Annotated in this window: 21 protein-coding genes and 4 pseudogenes; 17 read left to right on the top strand and 8 right to left on the bottom strand. The window is 24.9% G+C overall.

The window, feature by feature from the left end; genetic code table 4:
- The first annotated feature begins 15 nt into the window (after nucleotides 1-15).
- The 4 genes from AACK97_RS01415 to nusG all read left to right on the top strand — a co-directional run bounded on the left by AACK97_RS01415 (nucleotide 16) and on the right by nusG (nucleotide 1741).
- Nucleotides 16-468, top strand: a complete 453-nt coding sequence (locus AACK97_RS01415; protein WP_338968204.1) for a methylated-DNA--[protein]-cysteine S-methyltransferase — start codon at nucleotides 16-18, stop codon at nucleotides 466-468.
- A 117-nt stretch (nucleotides 469-585) separates the two neighbouring features.
- Nucleotides 586-735, top strand: coding sequence for a 50S ribosomal protein L33 (gene rpmG, locus AACK97_RS01410; protein ID WP_215826970.1), 150 nt, complete (start codon nucleotides 586-588; stop codon nucleotides 733-735).
- A 21-nt stretch (nucleotides 736-756) separates the two neighbouring features.
- Nucleotides 757-1125: a hypothetical protein gene (locus AACK97_RS01405; protein ID WP_338968200.1), complete on the top strand. Its 369-nt coding sequence runs from the start codon at nucleotides 757-759 to the stop codon at nucleotides 1123-1125.
- A gap of 16 nt (nucleotides 1126-1141) precedes the next feature.
- The gene (gene nusG / locus AACK97_RS01400; RefSeq protein ID WP_338968198.1) at nucleotides 1142-1741 is read left to right on the top strand and encodes a transcription termination/antitermination protein NusG; all 600 of its coding nucleotides are present in this window, start codon (nucleotides 1142-1144) and stop codon (nucleotides 1739-1741) included.
- Nucleotides 1742-2070: 329 nt separating this feature from the next.
- On the opposite strand, the gene AACK97_RS01395 is transcribed toward nusG, so the two are convergent.
- Entirely contained in the window at nucleotides 2071-3015 is a 945-nt protein-coding gene (locus tag AACK97_RS01395; RefSeq protein ID WP_338966716.1) for an IS30 family transposase, read from the bottom strand.
- Nucleotides 3016-3073: 58 nt separating this feature from the next.
- Between AACK97_RS01395 and AACK97_RS01390 the strand changes: the two genes are divergently transcribed.
- On the top strand, nucleotides 3074-3292 hold the full coding sequence (locus AACK97_RS01390; protein WP_338968196.1) for a hypothetical protein: 219 nt from the start codon (nucleotides 3074-3076) through the stop codon (nucleotides 3290-3292).
- A 271-nt stretch (nucleotides 3293-3563) separates the two neighbouring features.
- Here AACK97_RS01390 and AACK97_RS01385 read toward each other — a convergent pair.
- Nucleotides 3564-4403, bottom strand: a pseudogene (locus tag AACK97_RS01385) (IS30 family transposase); the annotation flags it as partial.
- Between the two features lie 61 nt (nucleotides 4404-4464).
- Between AACK97_RS01385 and AACK97_RS01380 the strand changes: the two are divergent.
- Nucleotides 4465-5576 (top strand): IS3 family transposase gene (locus tag AACK97_RS01380; protein ID WP_338968195.1). Its coding sequence is split into 2 segments (ribosomal slippage): nucleotides 4465-4708 and nucleotides 4708-5576, totalling 1113 coding nucleotides; the frame shifts between segments, so codons are not numbered across the junction.
- Nucleotides 5577-5603: 27 nt separating this feature from the next.
- On the opposite strand, the pseudogene AACK97_RS07600 reads toward AACK97_RS01380, so the two are convergent.
- Nucleotides 5604-5723, bottom strand: a pseudogene (locus tag AACK97_RS07600) (helix-turn-helix domain-containing protein); the annotation flags it as partial.
- A gap of 632 nt (nucleotides 5724-6355) precedes the next feature.
- On the opposite strand from AACK97_RS07600, the gene rplK reads away from it, so the two are divergent.
- The 4 genes from rplK (at nucleotide 6356) to AACK97_RS01355 (ending at nucleotide 9716) form a co-directional block, all read left to right on the top strand.
- Nucleotides 6356-6790 (top strand): 50S ribosomal protein L11, encoded by a 435-nt coding sequence (gene rplK, locus AACK97_RS01370; protein WP_338968191.1) that lies wholly within the window; start codon nucleotides 6356-6358, stop codon nucleotides 6788-6790.
- A gap of 2 nt (nucleotides 6791-6792) precedes the next feature.
- A complete protein-coding gene (rplA, locus tag AACK97_RS01365) occupies nucleotides 6793-7494 on the top strand; it encodes a 50S ribosomal protein L1 (RefSeq protein WP_338968189.1) in 702 nt (233 codons plus the stop codon).
- Between the two features lie 172 nt (nucleotides 7495-7666).
- Complete coding sequence (locus tag AACK97_RS01360) at nucleotides 7667-8698, top strand: NAD(P)/FAD-dependent oxidoreductase (RefSeq protein ID WP_338968187.1); 1032 nt, start codon at nucleotides 7667-7669, stop codon at nucleotides 8696-8698.
- A gap of 73 nt (nucleotides 8699-8771) precedes the next feature.
- Nucleotides 8772-9716, top strand: a complete 945-nt coding sequence (locus AACK97_RS01355) for an IS30 family transposase (RefSeq protein WP_338966714.1) — start codon at nucleotides 8772-8774, stop codon at nucleotides 9714-9716.
- 386 nt (nucleotides 9717-10102) lie between these two features.
- On the opposite strand, the pseudogene AACK97_RS07595 reads toward AACK97_RS01355, so the two are convergent.
- Nucleotides 10103-10423 (bottom strand): annotated as a pseudogene (locus tag AACK97_RS07595) (IS30 family transposase); the annotation flags it as partial.
- Between the two features lie 69 nt (nucleotides 10424-10492).
- On the opposite strand from AACK97_RS07595, the gene AACK97_RS01350 reads away from it, so the two are divergent.
- A protein-coding gene (locus AACK97_RS01350; RefSeq protein WP_338967083.1) for an IS3 family transposase occupies nucleotides 10493-11604 on the top strand; the annotation gives its coding sequence in 2 pieces (ribosomal slippage) (nucleotides 10493-10736 and nucleotides 10736-11604; 1113 coding nt in all).
- A 28-nt stretch (nucleotides 11605-11632) separates the two neighbouring features.
- Here the strand turns inward: AACK97_RS01350 and AACK97_RS01345 are convergent.
- Nucleotides 11633-12262: pseudogene (locus AACK97_RS01345) on the bottom strand (IS30 family transposase); the annotation flags it as partial.
- A gap of 303 nt (nucleotides 12263-12565) precedes the next feature.
- On the opposite strand from AACK97_RS01345, the gene AACK97_RS01340 reads away from it, so the two are divergent.
- A complete protein-coding gene (locus AACK97_RS01340; RefSeq protein WP_338968183.1) occupies nucleotides 12566-13369 on the top strand; it encodes an ETX/MTX2 family pore-forming toxin in 804 nt (267 codons plus the stop codon).
- A gap of 123 nt (nucleotides 13370-13492) precedes the next feature.
- On the opposite strand, the gene AACK97_RS01335 is transcribed toward AACK97_RS01340, so the two are convergent.
- Nucleotides 13493-14437, bottom strand: coding sequence for an IS30 family transposase (locus AACK97_RS01335; protein WP_338966716.1), 945 nt, complete (start codon nucleotides 14435-14437; stop codon nucleotides 13493-13495).
- A 211-nt stretch (nucleotides 14438-14648) separates the two neighbouring features.
- Here AACK97_RS01335 and holA point away from each other — a divergent pair, with 211 nt between their 5' ends.
- Both holA and AACK97_RS01325 read left to right on the top strand, forming a co-directional pair.
- A complete protein-coding gene (gene holA / locus AACK97_RS01330) occupies nucleotides 14649-15596 on the top strand; it encodes a DNA polymerase III subunit delta (RefSeq protein WP_338968181.1) in 948 nt (315 codons plus the stop codon).
- 16 nt (nucleotides 15597-15612) lie between these two features.
- Complete coding sequence (locus AACK97_RS01325) at nucleotides 15613-16956, top strand: hypothetical protein (protein ID WP_338968178.1); 1344 nt, start codon at nucleotides 15613-15615, stop codon at nucleotides 16954-16956.
- 73 nt (nucleotides 16957-17029) lie between these two features.
- On the opposite strand, the gene rpsT is transcribed toward AACK97_RS01325, so the two are convergent.
- Together rpsT and AACK97_RS01315 are read right to left on the bottom strand one after the other, a co-directional pair.
- Nucleotides 17030-17311: a 30S ribosomal protein S20 gene (gene rpsT, locus AACK97_RS01320; protein WP_338968176.1), complete on the bottom strand. Its 282-nt coding sequence runs from the start codon at nucleotides 17309-17311 to the stop codon at nucleotides 17030-17032.
- Nucleotides 17312-17603: 292 nt separating this feature from the next.
- The gene (locus tag AACK97_RS01315; protein WP_338968928.1) at nucleotides 17604-18866 is read right to left on the bottom strand and encodes an Mbov_0401 family ICE element transposase-like protein; all 1263 of its coding nucleotides are present in this window, start codon (nucleotides 18864-18866) and stop codon (nucleotides 17604-17606) included.
- Nucleotides 18867-18945: 79 nt separating this feature from the next.
- On the opposite strand from AACK97_RS01315, the gene AACK97_RS01310 reads away from it, so the two are divergent.
- The 3 genes from AACK97_RS01310 to AACK97_RS01300 all read left to right on the top strand — a co-directional run bounded on the left by AACK97_RS01310 (nucleotide 18946) and on the right by AACK97_RS01300 (nucleotide 20797).
- Nucleotides 18946-19224 (top strand): transposase, encoded by a 279-nt coding sequence (locus AACK97_RS01310; RefSeq protein WP_338968175.1) that lies wholly within the window; start codon nucleotides 18946-18948, stop codon nucleotides 19222-19224.
- Between the two features lie 32 nt (nucleotides 19225-19256).
- Nucleotides 19257-19631, top strand: a complete 375-nt coding sequence (locus tag AACK97_RS01305; protein ID WP_338968173.1) for an IS3 family transposase — start codon at nucleotides 19257-19259, stop codon at nucleotides 19629-19631.
- Between the two features lie 54 nt (nucleotides 19632-19685).
- Nucleotides 19686-20797 (top strand): IS3 family transposase gene (locus AACK97_RS01300; RefSeq protein WP_338968171.1). Its coding sequence is split into 2 segments (ribosomal slippage): nucleotides 19686-19929 and nucleotides 19929-20797, totalling 1113 coding nucleotides; the frame shifts between segments, so codons are not numbered across the junction.
- Nucleotides 20798-20841 lie beyond the last annotated feature (44 nt).

The raw sequence follows: 20841 nt of genomic DNA, 5'->3' as shown, positions 1-20841 counted from the left end.
GGCAAGGTTAAAAATATGAAACAAGGATATTATCAAAGTCCGGTGGGATTAGTAATGGTTACTAGTCAAAATAATAAAATTACTAATATTAGTTTTATTTTAGCTTGTCCTTTGTTTTCATCATTATCAAAAGAAATAAAACAATGTTTACAAGAAATTGCTGAATATTTTATTAAACAAAGAAAAGCATTTTCGTTTGATTATATGTTAAATACAACTAAGTTTAGTCAAAAGGTATTAGAAGCAACAAAGCAAATCCCTTATGGTGAGACAAGAACTTATAGTGACATTGCTAAAATGATTAATCATCCATTAGCAGTCCGAGCAGTGGGGTCGGCATTAAAAAGAAATCCGTTAGCAATTAGTATTCCGTGTCATCGGGTTATTAATAAAAATAGTAAGCGGATTAATTATCTTTATGGGGTAGAAATTAAATTAGCATTGTTAGCATGAGAAGGTGTGATATAAGTGTTGTTTGTTTAAGAATATATCGCTAATAACTTTACACCACCCTAATATAATTGTTATTTGACAGCATATTTTTGTTATTATATATAATGTATATGGATAAAAGGGAGAAAGATAATGCAACAAAAAATTATTTTAGTTTGCGATCAATGTCTGTCAAGAAACTATAATACTTTTACTAATAGTTCTAATCAAACTGTTAGATTATCTTTAAAAAAGTTTTGTAAGCACTGTAATCAACATACAATTCATAAGGAAACAAGATAATATTTAGAGAGGAAATAAATATTGATGGCTAAAGAAAAGCACAAAGTAAAAAAGGTAAAATCGGAACATAAGGCATTAAAAGTTAAAAAAACTAAACCGATTTTAGGACAAAGAAAAGTTAGTTCACAAACTAAAGAGGCGATTATTAAAAAAAGTATTTTAGATTCAAAAATAAATGGAAATCGTGGTCAGAGATTTAAAAAATCTTTACTGGATTTACCATTATTAATGACTAGAGAAATGCGTCGTGTTCGTTGAGCAAAAAGTTTGCAGTTAAATAAAAAATTTTGATTAACTGTTGGATTTATTACTTTCTTTGCAATTTTCTTTGCAATTGTTCAAACATTATTACAATTAATTTTAGAAGTTAGTAAAATTTTAGTTATTTAATAAGGAGTAGAAAAAGATGATAAAAGAAGATATTAAACAAGAAAAGGATTCTAGTGATTTATTAGGTAAGTGATATACAATTAATTGCTATAGTGGTCATGAAGAAAAAGTTAAAGAAGATTTATTACAACGAGTTGAAACTTTAAATATGAAAGACTTTATTTTTGATGTGCGGATTGTGAAACAGCAAGAAATGTCAAAAAAAACAAAATCAATGATTGGCAAAAATCCATATCCGGGTTATTTGTTTGTTAATATGATTATGAATGATGATGCTTGATTTATTGTTAGAAATACTCCTGGTGTTACTGGGTTTATTGGGTCTAGTGGAAATTGATCCAAACCGTTTCCATTATCGCGTACTGAAGCTAGAGATATGTTAAGACGCAGTGAAGAAAAAAGTAATATTAGTAGTAAAAAAGTTCAACAAGTATTTGTTGCTGATTTTAAAGAAGGAGACCTAGTTAAAATATTATCAGGAGCTTTTGAGAATAAAGAAGGTGAAGTTATTGGTATGGATTATAATAAAGGCGTAGCAACAATTAATATTGAAGTTTTTGGGGGAAGATATGTTCCTGTGGAAGCTGAATTTAGTTATTGTGAGAAAGTTAATTAGTTTTGTAAGTAAGTAGTTAGTATTTAAAATACTAACTACTTTTTTTATTTTAAATTTAAAAAATTATAGTGTTTCTTGGCAAATATTTGATACAATGTAATTAATCAAAGGTATTACTAAATACTATACTTATTTATTAAAAAATAGAGAAAAAATTTATTAGTAATTTAATTAACTTAGATTTAAAATAATTAAATAATTTTTTGTAATATTGTTAATTTAATAGTCATTGGATAAATGATAAATCCTATATAGGAGGTGATTGATATAATAATTTGTGTATTTATTTCCCAATTTTTTATATTGCCAAATTATAAAGTTAAGTGCAACTAAATTATTTTTCTAACCAAATATTCGATTGGCGAAAGATAATTTAGTATTTTTCTTGGTCTTTGGTTTAAAGACAATATAAATTTATGAACTGCATTTTTAGTAGTGTTTGAAAAATTAAATTTTTTAGGAAATTTTTCTCTAATTAAACCATTAGTATTTTCATTAGTACCTCTTTGTCAAGGTGAATATGCATCAGCAAAATAAATTTTCACATTTAAATTTTTTTCAAGTTGTTGTCAATTAGCAAATTCTTTACCCCTATCAAATGTTATAGTCTTAACAAGATTATTTGGAAGAATTGATAAATAATGACTAATATTTTTGTTAATAACTTTAGTAGTTCTATTTTCAACTAATATTGCTAAAGTAAATCTTGATGTTCTTTCAACTAAAGTTATTAAACATGATTTACTTTTACCTCGTGATGATACTACAGTATCACCTTCTCAATGGCCAAGAGTTATGCGATTATTAACATTTCGCTCTTTAATGGATTTACCATTAAATTTACCCCGATTTTCTTGAGATTTTCGTTTCTTACCTTTTCTTCTTAAATTTTTACTAGTAACCTTTTCAAGTAATCCAGAATAAATTCAATTGTAAATTGTTTTAAAACTAATAATTCATTCTTGATGAAAATTTTTAATTCTGCCATAAATTTGTTCAGGCGATCAACCTAATAATAATTTTTGTTGTACATATTTTACTAATTCTCTATTTTTAAATTTATGAAAATAAACATGTAATTGTTTTCTATTTTCTGCTTTATTTTGTGCAATTAATGAAAAATAATGATTATTATCTTTATTTCTATTAACTTCTCGATTAATAGTACTAATACTTCGATTAAGATTTTTAGCTATTTCACTAATTTTTACTTTAAATTTCAATTGATTCTCAATATAAATTCTTTCATCTATGCCAAGATGTTTGTATCCCATATAAAAACTCCTTAAATTTACTTTTTCTAAAATAAACTTAGCATCATGAAATTTTTATATGAAATCTTTTGCAATTTTATTTACTTGCACTTACAAGTATAATTCAGCTAATGAAAATACTAATGGTTTAATTAGAGAAAAATTTCCTAAAAAATTTAATTTTTCAAACACTACTAAAAATGCAGTTCATAAATTTATATTGTCTTTAAACCAAAGACCAAGAAAAATACTAAATTATCTTTCGCCAATCGAATATTTGGTTAGAAAAATAATTTAGTTGCACTTAACTTTACAATTTGGCATATTTTAAAAAGAATAAAGAAGTAATAAATAAGTGTAAAATCATTAAAAAAGATTGTTATGAAGACCGCTATCATCCTTGTGAAGTAGTTTGTAAAGAACGCGAATGTGAAAGAAATAATAACTGTTCTAACTGTTAGTAAATAGAAGAAAGTATTAAATAATGTTAATTAAAATAATAGTTGTTTGATTACGAACAACTATTATTTTTTTAAATCCTGAATTGTAAATATAAATGGGACAGTTTTTTAAAATAATTGTATTAAATCTATTGGTCTTTTATAAGATAATGATTTTCTGGGTGTAGAATTAATTTGAAATGCTATAGAATTTAAGTCTTTTTGTTTATATGAAGATAAATCAGTAGATTTTGGTAAATATCTTCTTAAAATACCATTATTGTTCTCATTTAAACCTCTTTGACAAGGTTTTCCGGCATCTGCAAAATAAATTTTAACATTACAATTTTTTTCAATTAATTTTCATTTACTAAATTCTTTACCACGATCAAAAGTAATAGTTTTAATTGTTCCTGGTATTAATTTTGAAATAAATTTTATTATACTTTGTGTAATACTTTCTGCTTTATGATTTTTAGTTTTCAAAGGAATTGTGGTTTTTGATCATATATCAGCTAAAGTAATAATAGAACTTTTATGATCTTTACCAACGATAGTATCTCCCTCTAAATGGCCAAATTCTTGTATATTTTTAATATTTGGAATGATTAAATTTCTTTCATGAATAGATTTACAATTATTAATTCTGCCCCTAGTTTCTTTTTGTTTATGAGGTTTATTTTTGCCTTTTCTCAATAAATTTTTTTCATCAAAACCCATTCGATTTGTTTTAAACATGTTATATAAAGTTTTTGTTGAAATATTTTTTATTTTATTTTTCTTTAAAAAATCAGCAATTATATCAAGAGCATAATTTTTAGTAATTAACAAATGATTGATAGTATTAATTTCTGTTAAAGTTAAAATTATTAATTTTCTACCTGCATTTTGTTTATTTTTTTGAACTTGATTCAATATTTCTAATGGTAATAAGTTTTGATTTAATAATTTACAAACTCTGGATAGGCTACAATAAGTTGGACCATAATTATATAGACTTCAAAATTATTAAGAAAGAAGGAATATAAAAATGGGAAATAAAACCTCATACTCTGAAGAATTTAAAAAACAAATTGTAATGCTATACAAAAATGACAAAAGTGTTATTAATTTAGGGAAAGAATATAATTTACCAAAACCAACTATTTATAGTTGAATTAAAAATTATAATAATTCTGGGTCATTTAAAGCAAAAGATAATCGCACTGTCGAAGAAAATGAATTAATTTACTTGCGAAAAGAAAACCAACAATTACGAATGGAAAATGACATTTTAAAGCAAGCAGCACTGATAATCGGGAAAAAATAACAATAATTAATAACAACAAAAATAAATATTCAGTGAGGAAAATATGTAAGATTTTAGGTTTACTAAAATCAACATATTATTATCAAACTAATAAATGCACCAAGTTTGATGTTAATAATTATGAACAAGAAGTTATCAGTGCATTTAATAAAAGTCGCAAGATTTATGGTGCTCGTAAAATTAAAGCTGTTTTAATAAGAAAAAATATCATTTTATCATGACGAAAAATCCGATTCATTATGATCAAAAATAATTTGGTTTCTAAATACACCAAGTTAAAATATTGTAATCATAAAAAAACAGTTAATAATGACGAAATTAATAATGTTTTAAATCGTCAATTTAATGACAAAAAACCAAATGAAGTTGTTGTTAGTGATTTAACATATGTTCAAGTTGGCACTAAATGACATTATATTTGTTTATTAATTGACTTGTTTAATCGCGAAGTAATTGGCTATAGTGCTGGACCAAATAAAACTGCTGAATTAGTTCAACAAGCTTTTCACAAGATAACACGACCATTAAATAAAATAACTTTATTTCATACTGATCGTGGTAATGAGTTTAAAAATAAAATTATTGATGAAATTTTAATAACCTTTAAAATTAAAAGATCATTAAGCTCCAAAGGATGCCCATATGATAATGCTGTTGCTGAAGCAACTTACAAAACCTTTAAAACCGAATTTATTAACGGTAAAAAATTTGCAAACTTAACACAACTAAAATGCGAACTATTTGATTTTGTTAATTGATATAACAATATTCGAATTCATGGCAGTTTAAATTATTTAACTCCCGTTGAATTTAGAAAATACCAGTCTACATAAAAAGTGTCCTAAAAAGGGTTGCCAATCCACTCTGTGTACAGTTGATTTACTATAATCAATTGCTTTTGCTATTTTACGAATAGAAAATTCATAACTTTTATATTCTTTTATTGCTATTATTGATTCAATAGTCAGATACTTATACATTGTGCTAATTCCTTTCTTTTCTTAATTATAGAATTAACACAATTTGTTTTTTATATAAGTGTCCTTTTTAATTTTACATTTCAGGAATCAATAACTTACTGTTAATATTAATATGAAAATAAACTAATTTAGTGGTGAGGAGATTATTTAATTGCTGGATAATTATAACTGAATAAATTTGTTTATTTTCTAATAGTGGACGCGTAAAGTTTTGTTAGGTAGGAAAAGGTTTAAATAATTTTGAAAAAAAGTAATCACAATTTAATTATCATTTTATCTAAAAAATAAGTAATAAAACAAAATATTTAATATTAACAAACATAATCTTAATAAAAGGTTATAAAAACTCATTAAAATGCTTATAAAAACAACATTAAAATAATTTTTTACAAAAAAAATCATACATAAGAAATATATACTTAATTTGCATATTGAAATAATTTATAGTAAATGATTATTTTTTCTTTTTTTAAAAATACCTAAGAAAACTAAACGCGACCCTCTAATAGTAGTTATGTTGAATTGTGACAGTAATAATGTTATTATATATAAGCCTGAAAAAAATAGGTTAATGTGGGAGAGATATCGTTGACCACAGCGAGAACAATTATGTATAGGAGGAGGTGTTGCTCGTGGCTAAAAAAATTAAAAGAATTGCTAAATTACAGTTTAATGCGGCACAAGCTAAGCCAGGTCCGGAATTGGCTTCATTAGGGATTAATATGCCACAATTTTGTATTGCTTTTAATGATGCAACAAAAACAAGAATGGGTGATGTTGTCCCTGTTGTTATTACTGCTTATGATGATAAGTCATTTGATTTTGTTTTAAAAACAACGCCAGCAGCTGTTTTATTAAAAAGAGCAGCTAATATTGAAAAAGGTTCAAGTAGTAGTAAAAAAGAAAAAGTAGCAACGATTACTGAAGATAAAATCAGAGAAATTGCTGAATATAAAATGGTTGATTTAAATGCTAATGATATTGAAAAGGCAATGAAAATTATTGAAGGAACAGCAAGAAATATGGGAATTGTTGTTGAAAAGCTATCAAAAGGGGAACAAAAATAGTTATGGTAATTGTTAAAAAGAGTCGTTATTCTAAAAATTATCAAAAAGTATCCCAAATGTTTGATAAAACTAAAATATATTCAATTGATGAAGCTGTTTCATTAGTTAAAAAAACTTCAATAACAAAATTTGATGCTACGGTTGAGTTAGTTTTTCTTTTAAATGTTGATCCAAGACATGCTGATCAACAACTTCGTGGAGCGTTAGTATTACCGGCAGGAACTGGTAAAAAACAAAGAATTTTAGTATTAACTAATAGTATGAATCAAGTGGCGATTGATAATAAAGCTGATTTTGTTGGTGGTAAGGATTTAATTGAAAAAATTCAAAAAGAAAATTGATTTGATTTTGATGTTATTATTGCAACACCAGATATTATGGCTGAATTAGGAAAGATTGGTAAAATATTAGGACCTAAGGGTTTAATGCCAAATCCAAAAACAGGAACGGTAACTACTGATGTGCAAAAAGCAATTGCAGAAATTCGTAAGGGTAAGATTGAATATCGTGTTGATAAACAAGGTAATGTTCATGTAATTATTGGTAAGGTTTCTTTTAGTGAAGAGCAGTTAAAGGAAAATTATCAAGCGATTTATGAAACGCTTAGAAAAGTTCGTCCCGCAGCCGTTAAAGATGCTTATGTAAAAAATATTAGTATTAGCACTACTATGGGACCAGCGATTAAAGTTGCTATTGAGCATTAATGATATAATATAATGTTTTAAAGTGGTAGAGAAGATTTTTCTCTACTATTTTTTTATATATTATTCTTATAATCTTTGCGATTAGTTAGTAGTATTGCTAATAACTGGTAATTTTGATATAACTATAATAAGTAATTATTTTAAGGTAATGCTATTGAGGTGTACATTCGTAATGAAAAATAATCAAACGAAGTATGATGTTATTATTGGAGCTGGATTTTCTGGTTTAGCGGCAGCATTACGCTTAAAACCTTATAAGTTAAAAGTATTAATTTTAGAAGCTGATGATGATATTGGTGGTCGTAGTTGAAATAAAGTTTTAGATGATGGAACAATAGTTGAATTAGGCGGTCAATGAGTTGGTTGACAACATCAAAGGATGTTATCGTTTATTAATAAATATAAGTTACAAAAATATACAACACCGCCTTTTCCAGAAGGTAAAACATTATTTCAATATAATGGTAAAATTATTGATGAGTTTCCCGAAGAGGCAATGTTGTTAGTTAATAATTTTGATAACTTAACAAAAGAAATTGATTTAGAAAAACCGTGAATGCATCCTAATGCTAAATTATGAGATAATATTACCTTTGAACATTGATTAGAAATGCAAGATGCAACAGTAGACGCTAAAAAAATGGTAGGAAGAATTATTGCTGGGGGATTATTATCTCGTGATACTAGTCATATTTCAATGTTGCAAGCATTATTTTATGTTGCTAGTAATGCTGGATTTGATGTTGCTACCAGTTCTGAAAAAGGTGCTCAGCATTATCGTGTTATTGGTGGTAGTTATAAAATTGCTAGAAAAATGGTTGGTGATTTAAAAGGAACAGATATTATTTTAAATGAACCAGTAACAGTTATTAATTATGATCAAGAATGTGCTACTGTTTTATCAATGAATAATAATGTTTATCAGGGAAAGTATTTAATTATTGCAATTCCCCCTGTGCTTGCAAGTAAAATTCATTATCATCCAAGTTTAGGTTCACAATACTATGGTTTATTACAAAATTTTCCTGGTGGTGATGCTCTTAAAGTTCATTTTGTTTATGAAAGACTTTTTTGAATTGAAGATAATAATTCTGGTAATGTTTATTTACAAGAAGGCTGACTTACCGAAGTAACAGATAATACCACACCAAGTGATCCGCATGCTATTTTGACAGGATTTATTTATGGTAAACCTGAAATGTAAAATTAAAAAGGACACTTATATAAAAAACAAATTGTGTTAATTCTATAATTAAGAAAAGAAAGGAATTAGCACAATGTATAAGTATCTGACTATTGAATCAATAATAGCAATAAAAGAATATAAAAGTTATGGATTTTCTATTCGTAAAATAGCAAAAGCAATTGATTATAGTAAATCAACTGTACACAGAGTTTGTAAATTATTAAATCAAAACTTATTACCATTAGAAATATTGAATCAAGTTCAAAAAAATAAACAAAATGCAGGTAGAAAATTAATAATTTTAACTTTAACAGAAATTAATACTATCAATCATTTGTTAATTACTAAAAATTATGCTCTTGATATAATTGCTGATTTTTTAAAGAAAAATAAAATAAAAAATATTTCAACAAAAACTTTATATAACATGTTTAAAACAAATCGAATGGGTTTTGATGAAAAAAATTTATTGAGAAAAGGCAAAAATAAACCTCATAAACAAAAAGAAACTAGGGGCAGAATTAATAATTGTAAATCTATTCATGAAAGAAATTTAATCATTCCAAATATTAAAAATATACAAGAATTTGGCCATTTAGAGGGAGATACTATCGTTGGTAAAGATCATAAAAGTTCTATTATTACTTTAGCTGATATATGATCAAAAACCACAATTCCTTTGAAAACTAAAAATCATAAAGCAGAAAGTATTACACAAAGTATAATAAAATTTATTTCAAAATTAATACCAGGAACAATTAAAACTATTACTTTTGATCGTGGTAAAGAATTTAGTAAATGAAAATTAATTGAAAAAAATTGTAATGTTAAAATTTATTTTGCAGATGCCGGAAAACCTTGTCAAAGAGGTTTAAATGAGAACAATAATGGTATTTTAAGAAGATATTTACCAAAATCTACTGATTTATCTTCATATAAACAAAAAGACTTAAATTCTATAGCATTTCAAATTAATTCTACACCCAGAAAATCATTATCTTATAAAAGACCAATAGATTTAATACAATTATTTTAAAAAACTGTCCCATTTATATTTACAATTCAGGTATAAAAAAAGAGAACTAATTCAAAAGGATTTAGAAGAAAGAAAAAAGTTATTACTGAATGAGTTAGCATTATTTTTTGGTGAAGAGGCTAAAAATATTTTACAGTATATTGAATATGATTGATTAAATTCGCCTTGAACAGGTGGATGTTTTTCAGGTAATTTAAGAATTGGTTGTTGAACTAGTTATGGACCATATTTAAGGCGCCCCATTGGTGCAATTCATTGAGCAAGTACAGAGTTAAGTATTCATTTTAATGGTTATTTTGAAGGAGCAGTGTTATCTGGTGAAAGAGCTGCTGATGAAATTATTAAGGAATTAAAACCTGAATTGTAAATATAAATGGGACAGTTTTTTAAAATAATTGTATTAAATCTATTGGTCTTTTATAAGATAATGATTTTCTGGGTGTAGAATTAATTTGAAATGCTATAGAATTTAAGTCTTTTTGTTTATATGAAGATAAATCAGTAGATTTTGGTAAATATCTTCTTAAAATACCATTATTGTTCTCATTTAAACCTCTTTGACAAGGTTTTCCGGCATCTGCAAAATAAATTTTAACATTACAATTTTTTTCAATTAATTTTCATTTACTAAATTCTTTACCACGATCAAAAGTAATAGTTTTAATTGTTCCTGGTATTAATTTTGAAATAAATTTTATTATACTTTGGATAGGCTACAATAAGTTGGACCATAATTATATAGACTTCAAAATTATTAAGAAAGAAGGAATATAAAAATGGGAAATAAAACCTCATACTCTGAAGAATTTAAAAAACAAATTGTAATGCTATACAAAAATGACAAAAGTGTTATTAATTTAGGGAAAGAATATAATTTACCAAAACCAACTATTTATAGTTGAATTAAAAATTATAATAATTCTGGGTCATTTAAAGCAAAAGATAATCGCACTGTCGAAGAAAATGAATTAATTTACTTGCGAAAAGAAAACCAACAATTACGAATGGAAAATGACATTTTAAAGCAAGCAGCACTGATAATCGGGAAAAAATAACAATAATTAATAACAACAAAAATAAATATTCAGTGAGGAAAATATGTAAGATTTTAGGTTTACTAAAATCAACATATTATTATCAAACTAATAAATGCACCAAGTTTGATGTTAATAATTATGAACAAGAAGTTATCAGTGCATTTAATAAAAGTCGCAAGATTTATGGTGCTCGTAAAATTAAAGCTGTTTTAATAAGAAAAAATATCATTTTATCACGACGAAAAATCCGATTCATTATGATCAAAAATAATTTGGTTTCTAAATACACCAAGTTAAAATATTGTAATCATAAAAAAATAGTTAATAATGACGAAATTAATAATGTTTTAAATCGTCAATTTAATGACAAAAAACCAAATGAAGTTGTTGTTAGTGATTTAACATATGTTCAAGTTGGCACTAAATGACATTATATTTGTTTATTAATTGACTTGTTTAATCGCGAAGTAATTGGCTATAGTGCTGGACCAAATAAAACTGCTGAATTAGTTCAACAAGCTTTTCACAAGATAACACGACCATTAAATAAAATAACTTTATTTCATACTGATCGTGGTAATGAGTTTAAAAATAAAATTATTGATGAAATTTTAATAACCTTTAAAATTAAAAGATCATTAAGCTCCAAAGGATGCCCATATGATAATGCTGTTGCTGAAGCAACTTACAAAACCTTTAAAACCGAATTTATTAACGGTAAAAAATTTGCAAACTTAACACAACTAAAATGCGAACTATTTGATTTTGTTAATTGATATAACAATATTCGAATTCATGGCAGTTTAAATTATTTAACTCCCGTTGAATTTAGAAAATACCAGTCTACATAAAAAGTGTCCTAAAAAAGGTTGCCAATCCACTTTGTGTAATACTTTCTGCTTTATGATTTTTAGTTTTCAAAGGAATTGTGGTTTTTGATCATATATCAGCTAAAGTAATAATAGAACTTTTATGATCTTTACCAACGATAGTATCTCCCTCTAAATGGCCAAATTCTTGTATATTTTTAATATTTGGAATGATTAAATTTCTTTCATGAATAGATTTACAATTATTAATTCTGCCCCTAGTTTCTTTTTGTTTATGAGGTTTATTTTTGCCTTTTCTCAATAAATTTTTTTCATCAAAACCCATTCGATTTGTTTTAAACATGTTATATAAAGTTTTTGTTGAAATATTTTTTATTTTATTTTTCTTTAAAAAATCAGCAATTATATCAAGAGCATAATTTTTAGTAATTAACAAATGATTGATAGTATTAATTTCTGTTAAAGTTAAAATTATTAATTTTCTACCTGCATTTTGTTTATTTTTTTGAACTTGATTCAATATTTCTAATGGTAATAAGTTTTGATTTAATAATTTACAAACTCTGTGTACAGTTGATTTACTATAATCAATTGCTTTTGCTATTTTACGAATAGAAAATCCATAACTTTTATATTCTTTTATTGCTATTATTGATTCAATAGTCAGATACTTATACATTGTGCTAATTCCTTTCTTTTCTTAATTATAGAATTAACACAATTTGTTTTTTATATAAGTGTCCTTTTTAATTTTACATTTCAGGAAAGTTAAAAAACCTAAAATTAAAAAAATTACAAAAAAGAAATAAATAATAATTATATCAAACATTTGTATTGATATTTTTATAATTTTATTTCACAATTAAAGTATTAATTTGTAAAAAAATAGCAGTTTGGTTATGTGTTCTGCAATAAAAAAGGTTAATAACGCAAAGTTTATACTTAAACAGCGTTATTTTTATTTAGGAAGGATAGTTTTATTATGAATAGTGATTTAAGTTTAGTAAAATCTAGTAGTATTTTAGAACCAATGCAATGAGAGGAGCCAGAAATTGTCCAGATAGAAGAGATTGCTACTAAAGCTTTAGAATGAGCATATCGCTTAACTAATCTATTGCATTATGATTTAGTTGCTAATGTAACTGATATTGATGTTAGCAGTTTAGGTTTTATTAGTTCTTCGGTTGATAAAGTAGAAGAAATTAGTAGTACTTTTGAAAATCAACAAGTACATCAAGCTTCGGCTCCGTTAGTTAATAATACTTCTGATGTCATAAAGTTAAATTCTCAGTTTTATAGTTATACTTGTACTAATGAAAAATGAAGTCAAATTTCAAAGGGGATTAATGTTATATTTGTACCAAATGTTAAATTTACTGAATCGATAAGTGGAATCTTGAAAGTAAACCTTAGTTGGTCTAATACCAAAATAGAAAAAGAAATAATAACAACAGATTTAACAGCACCATCACAGTCAGTTCCCATACCGCCACATTCTATTAGATATGTTAAGTATATTTTAACTAGAAAAAAAACTAAGTTCAAGTTATATTTAAGTGGAGTTATTAGTGGTAATATTTCTGGGAAAATTAATCTTAAATCAGGAGAGAAAATTGATTATAGTATTTCTATTGGTTTTGGAGCGTATTGTTTAGAAATAATGGATCAAGCACCAGTTGGTGTTTCTCGTAATAAAGATAAAACTAAGATGAATTTTAATGGTTTTGGAAAAATTGAAAGTATTGACGCATCAAATCTGATTGTTTTTATTGATGATAATGAATAGGTTTTTTATATGCCAATAAAAGATAGTTCTTTCAGTGCTGATCAAGTCCAAATATTTCAAGGAAATCTAAAAATAGTTCAGCAAATTTCTCAAAAATATGCCAAATTGTAAAGTTAAGTGCAACTAAATTATTTTTCTAACCAAATATTCGATTGGCGAAAGATAATTTAGTATTTTTCTTGGTCTTTGGTTTAAAGACAATATAAATTTATGAACTGCATTTTTAGTAGTGTTTGAAAAATTAAATTTTTTAGGAAATTTTTCTCTAATTAAACCATTAGTATTTTCATTAGTACCTCTTTGTCAAGGTGAATATGCATCAGCAAAATAAATTTTCACATTTAAATTTTTTTCAAGTTGTTGTCAATTAGCAAATTCTTTACCCCTATCAAATGTTATAGTCTTAACAAGATTATTTGGAAGAATTGATAAATAATGACTAATATTTTTGTTAATAACTTTAGTAGTTCTATTTTCAACTAATATTGCTAAAGTAAATCTTGATGTTCTTTCAACTAAAGTTATTAAACATGATTTACTTTTACCTCGTGATGATACTACAGTATCACCTTCTCAATGGCCAAGAGTTATGCGATTATTAACATTTCGTTCTTTAATGGATTTACCATTAAATTTACCCCGATTTTCTTGAGATTTTCGTTTCTTACCTTTTCTTCTTAAATTTTTACTAGTAACCTTTTCAAGTAATCCAGAATAAATTCAATTGTAAATTGTTTTAAAACTAATAATTCATTCTTGATGAAAATTTTTAATTCTGCCATAAATTTGTTCAGGCGATCAACCTAATAATAATTTTTGTTGTACATATTTTACTAATTCTCTATTTTTAAATTTATGAAAATAAACATGTAATTGTTTTCTATTTTCTGCTTTATTTTGTGCAATTAATGAAAAATAATGATTATTATCTTTATTTCTATTAACTTCTCGATTAATAGTACTAATACTTCGATTAAGATTTTTAGCTATTTCACTAATTTTTACTTTAAATTTCAATTGATTCTCAATATAAATTCTTTCATCTATGCCAAGATGTTTGTATCCCATATAAAAACTCCTTAAATTTACTTTTTCTAAAATAAACTTAGCATCATGAAATTTTTATATAAAATCTTTTGCAATTTTATTTACTTGCACTTACAAGTATAATTCAGCACAACAAATAATAATCAAACAATAATTTATAATGTGAAAAATTATCAACATTTTATATCAACATTAATAAAATAATATTATATAATTCTAAAAGGTGAATAAAATGTTTCTAATTTACGGTAGTGATAAATTTCTTATTAATAAACAAATTCAAAAAGTAATTAATGTTATTAATAAAGATCAACAAATGAATATTTTAAAGTATAGTATGATAAATACTAATATTGATGAAATACTACAAGTTATTTCAATGCCACCATTATTTAACAATAAACAAATTGTTATTATTGAAGATTGTTGGTTTTTAACTTCTTCTCGTGAGCATCAATTAAGTAGTTTACAATTTAAAAATTTACTTAAATATTGTGAAAATCCCGCACCATTTACTGAGATATTTTTTGTTGTTAACAGCTCTAATATTGATCAACGAAAAAAAATTATTAAAGTTATTGAAAAAACAGGTAAAGTTTTAGTTGTTAAAGAATTAAATGATAGTCAGTTAAAAATGTTTGTTCAAAATTATTTTGTTAAGCATAATACTGAAATTACTAATGAGGGTTTAAATTTATTATTAGAAAGATTACCTAATAGTTTGCAAATTATTGCTAATGAATTAAATAAACTGGTTAATTATAGTAATTCATTAATATTGGAAGATGTTGATGTTTTGGTTAGTCGTTATTTAGATAGTAATATTTTTGATTTAGCTAATGCTTTTATTGTTCGTGATATTTCACAAATATGGCAACGATACTATGATTTTAAAAATAGTAATCAAGATGTTTTGGCAATTATTGGTTTGTTAGCTAATCAACTGAGGACGATTCGTGATATTAAAATTTATCAACAAAGGAATTATGATTTTAATACTATTTGTCAAAAAATGACTATTAATCCTTTTCGGTTAAAAATTCTTTGAAAGTATCTTTTAAAAATTGATGATCAACAAATTCATTATTTATTAGGTAGTTTAAGTAATTTAGATTATAATATAAAAAGAAGTCATGTTAATAAAAATATTGGCTTTGAGATGTTTTTATTGCAATTGTAAGAGGGTGAGTTTATTAATGAATAATAGCAAAAATACTTATGAAAATATTATTAATTTATTAGTTAATATTTTACAAAGTTCTAAATTGAAACTTAAAGTGATTAAGGATGATGAATTTTATACTTATTTTTTACGATTAGTTAATAGTCTTTTATTTTTAGAACAAGAGCATCACACTAATTATGAAGGGCAACGCTATGCGAGAAGTTTTGTGCAAGTATTAGCTGATTTAAGAGATGAAGAAATAAAAATTGTTAAAGATGATAATTTAACCTTAGAAACTATTGAGAATGATTATAATTTTTTACAAACTTATATTCTTAATATTTTTCAAATATCAAAACAAGAATTGGTTACACCAACAGTGATTTCTCTTGATATTGTTAAAGAATTATCAAATATTGATTCAAATTTACAAAAGCAATTATTAAAAAACGATAATGTTTTAGTAACTAGTCAGAATAATAATTCTGAACAAATTTCTAATAATAATTCTCAAATTTTAAAAGATAGTGGCGAAAAAGCAACTGAGGCTGATTCGCAAAAAAAAGGTAATGAACAGTTAATTAATTTGCAAAATTTACAACTTAATTTGCAAGGTTTAAAATTGCCAATTCATCTGGCAAATAATCAAGGTTTTTATCCATATACTGGTAAACCTAAAGCAATGCCGTTTTTTAAAAGGGTTTTAAGTTATGTTTTTATGTTTTTGTTGGCTATTGTTATTGGTATTAATGTTTATGGTTTTGTTGCTGAAATTAAGTTAACTGATGTTATTTTAAAAGATAATTTAGTTGAGCCAAAAAGTTTTAATTTTCGGCCAGCGTCTATTGCTTGAAATTTGTCAATGTGAAGTATAATTTTAGAAATTTTAACTTATGCAATGTTAACTTATTCTTTCTTTAAAAAACCACAATTTTTAAGAGATAAATATCGAATGCAACCAATGATGTTAATATTTGCCATTATTGCTATTCTTTTTAATTCTATTTATGGTGTGTTTGGATTTTTATCTTATAATTCGTTTGTTCAGTTTTTTAAAAATGCTTTTGATCAAGTTCATAATGTTGATAGTGTCTTAGAGGAAATTTGAAGTAGTTCTAGTTTTCAAGTTTATCGGGTTTTAAAAATTGTGGGTGCTGGTATTGCTATTATTCCGATATTACTAATTTTTATTGTATTTTCCATTAATCCTCGTTTGGATCGTGATAAGTTAATGCAAGCGGATTTGGAATATCAAAAAGCATTGCAGGCAACATTAAAAGGTGAATCGTATGTTATTGATGCATCATTATTTGACCAAGATTTAATTTTAGAAGCTGAAAAGCAGGATGAAAATAATAAAAAGCATGATTTATAGTTTTTATTGCTAGTCAAAAAACAAGTAAGACAACAAAAAAGAGTCTTAGTTAGCACTCTTTTTTGTTAATTAGTTAATTAGTTTCTTTAATATTATTAGCAATATTATTAGCTTTAATAGTTAGTTTAGATTTTATTCGGGCAACTTTATTTTTGTGAAAAATATTTTTACTTTCTGCACGGTCAAGCATTGAAATAGCGTGATTTAATGTTTGTTGCATATTAGTTTCATTACTGGTAATTGCGATTTTAGCTTTTTTAATTGCTGTTCTTGTTGTTGATTTGATATGAACATTTCTTTGTCTTGCTTTTTCATTTGTTATTGCGCGTTTAATTTGTGATTTGATATTTGCCATCATTGTCTCCTTAGTTTATTTTATTATTATAAAACCAAAAGTAATTATAACAAATAATTGTTTTTTAGTAAACTAGTTACTTAAAAAAGGTCGCGTTTAGTTTTCTTAGGTATTGCTTTGAAGAAGTAAAACAATCAGCTAATTATATTATTTAATTACTAAAATAACCATACCTTTCTTGTTATTGTCATTTTTATTCATTACCATTTTATCATATTATTGAATTTTTACACAATAAAAATTATTAATATTATTAAATTTTCACTAATATATATTAATTTTATATTTCTACTTACTTAAATCTATTATATTTATTTGTTACAGCATTACCTTTATAATTAATTCAACTATCATCATTTTTATTATTATATTTATTTCATAATGACTTTTTATATATTTCTTTTCTGATTTCTATTTCTGAATTAATATTTTCATTAATATAATGTAATACATTTAATTTGTTTAAATTTGCCATTTTTAAATGTAATAAGTTATTTAAATTCTTATGATTATATATTTTTGCTCCATATCCTAATTGTTGTTTTATTAAATGCGATACATCGCTTTCAATGCTACAACCGATATTTCATTCTAAATTTTGGTTATGAATACCTTGCTTATTATTACTGAAATAATTACTCGCTTTTCTTAAATTTGTTTTAATATCTTTATTTAATTCATTTTTAGCGACATTACGAATGTTTTTAATTAATTCTTGATGATTTCCATCCTTATATAATTTAATTCAACTATTTAGTGTTACTTTACGATTTTCAAAAATAATATTAAATGCCGTTTGTTTTAATTTTTTAATAGCGTGATAACCATCTAAAATATATCTAACATTACCAAAACTATTAGCAATTTCTCTAATTCAAGCATCACCATCGCCACAAACAATTATTTTGTCATAATTAATATTAACATAATGTTTTTGCAATTCTTTAATTAATAAATCACGATAATCCATCGTATTTATTCGTTTACCAATTTTTAACATTAGAAAATGACCTCGTTTATTTTCTAATTCTCTACGAGCATTTTTGTAATTTTTTTCTTTATGTCCGGTATGAAAAGTAACTAAACGAATTCTTTGGTCTTGTTTAACTTTATGGTCTAATGTTGCTAAAAATGTCTCATCTAGTTGAATATATAAATCCTTATTTTTGACATTAATTCTAGTTTTAATTTCTTTTTCTGCTAATTGAAAATATTCAGCAATATTATATTTATTTAAAATACTAGAAATACTAGCTTTTGAAATATAACAATGATTTAGAGCATCTAAAACATCGTGATAGCGTTTACCGTCACCTAAAAGACTTAAAACTTTAAATTGGACATCAAAATAAATGCGTTGTTTGGGTAATAAACCAATTTCTTTATCTAACAAACATACATATTCAAATTTCCCTGATTTTTGATTTCAATATTTATATCGGCATCGTTTAAAAGTAACATCACCAAAAATTGTAATAATTGTTCTTGATGCAAAATGAACTACTTTATAACCTTGTTTTAAGCGATAATGATATTTATATAAATATTCATCTAATTTCTCGTTGGATAGGCTACAATAAGTTGGACCATAATTATATAGACTTCAAAATTATTAAGAAAGAAGGAATATAAAAATGGGAAATAAAACCTCATACTCTGAAGAATTTAAAAAACAAATTGTAATGCTATACAAAAATGACAAAAGTGTTATTAATTTAAGGAAAGAATATAATTTACCAAAACCAACTATTTATAGTTGAATTAAAAATTATAATAATTCTGGGTCATTTAAAGCAAAAGATAATCGCACTGTCGAAGAAAATGAATTAATTTACTTGCGAAAAGAAAACCAACAATTACGAATGGAAAATGACATTTTAAAGCAAGCAGCACTGATAATCGGGAAAAAATAACAATAATTAATAACAACAAAAATAAATATTCAGTGAGGAAAATATGTAAGATTTTAGGTTTACTAAAATCAACATATTATTATCAAACTAATAAATGCACCAAGTTTGATGTTAATAATTATGAACAAGAAGTTATCAGTGCATTTAATAAAAGTCGCAAGATTTATGGTGCTCGTAAAATTAAAGCTGTTTTAATAAGAAAAAATATCATTTTATCATGACGAAAAATCCGATTCATTATGATCAAAAATAATTTGGTTTCTAAATACACCAAGTTAAAATATTGTAATCATAAAAAAACAGTTAATAATGACGAAATTAATAATGTTTTAAATCGTCAATTTAATGACAAAAAACCAAATGAAGTTGTTGTTAGTGATTTAACATATGTGGATAGGCTACAATAAGTTGGACCATAATTATATAGACTTCAAAATTATTAAGAAAGAAGGAATATAAAAATGGGAAATAAAACCTCATACTCTGAAGAATTTAAAAAACAAATTGTAATGCTATACAAAAATGACAAAAGTGTTATTAATTTAGGGAAAGAATATAATTTACCAAAACCAACTATTTATAGTTGAATTAAAAATTATAATAATTCTGGGTCATTTAAAGCAAAAGATAATCGCACTGTCGAAGAAAATGAATTAATTTACTTGCGAAAAGAAAACCAACAATTACGAATGGAAAATGACATTTTAAAGCAAGCAGCACTGATAATCGGGAAAAAATAACAATAATTAATAACAACAAAAATAAATATTCAGTGAGGAAAATATGTAAGATTTTAGGTTTACTAAAATCAACATATTATTATCAAACTAATAAATGCACCAAGTTTGATGTTAATAATTATGAACAAGAAGTTATCAGTGCATTTAATAAAAGTCGCAAGATTTATGGTGCTCGTAAAATTAAAGCTGTTTTAATAAGAAAAAATATCATTTTATCACGACGAAAAATCCGATTCATTATGATCAAAAATAATTTGGTTTCTAAATACACCAAGTTAAAATATTGTAATCATAAAAAAACAGTTAATAATGACGAAATTAATAATGTTTTAAATCGTCAATTTAATGACAAAAAACCAAATGAAGTTGTTGTTAGTGATTTAACATATGTTCAAGTTGGCACTAAATGACATTATATTTGTTTATTAATTGACTTGTTTAATCGCGAAGTAATTGGCTATAGTGCTAGACCAAATAAAACTGCTGAATTAGTTCAACAAGCTTTTCACAAGATAACACGACCATTAAATAAAATAACTTTATTTCATACTGATCGTGGTAATGAGTTTAAAAATAAAATTATTGATGAAATTTTAATAACCTTTAAAATTAAAAGATCATTAAGCTCCAAAGGATGCCCATATGATAATGCTGTTGCTGAAGCAACTTACAAAACCTTTAAAACCGAATTTATTAACGGTAAAAAATTTGCAAACTTAACACAACTAAAATGCGAACTATTTGATTTTGTTAATTGATATAACAATATTCGAATTCATGGCAGTTTAAATTATTTAACTCCCGTTGAATTTAGAAAATACCAGTCTACATAAAAAGTGTCCTAAAAAGGGTTGCCAATCCAAAGAAAGGAATTAGC

The sequence above is a fragment of the Spiroplasma endosymbiont of Lonchoptera lutea genome (genome assembly GCF_964019715.1).
Lineage (GTDB): Bacteria > Bacillota_I > Bacilli_A > Mycoplasmatales > Nriv7 > Nriv7.
Note: the sequence above shows the minus strand (reverse complement) of the source record. Positions and strands in the feature narration are given on the sequence as shown.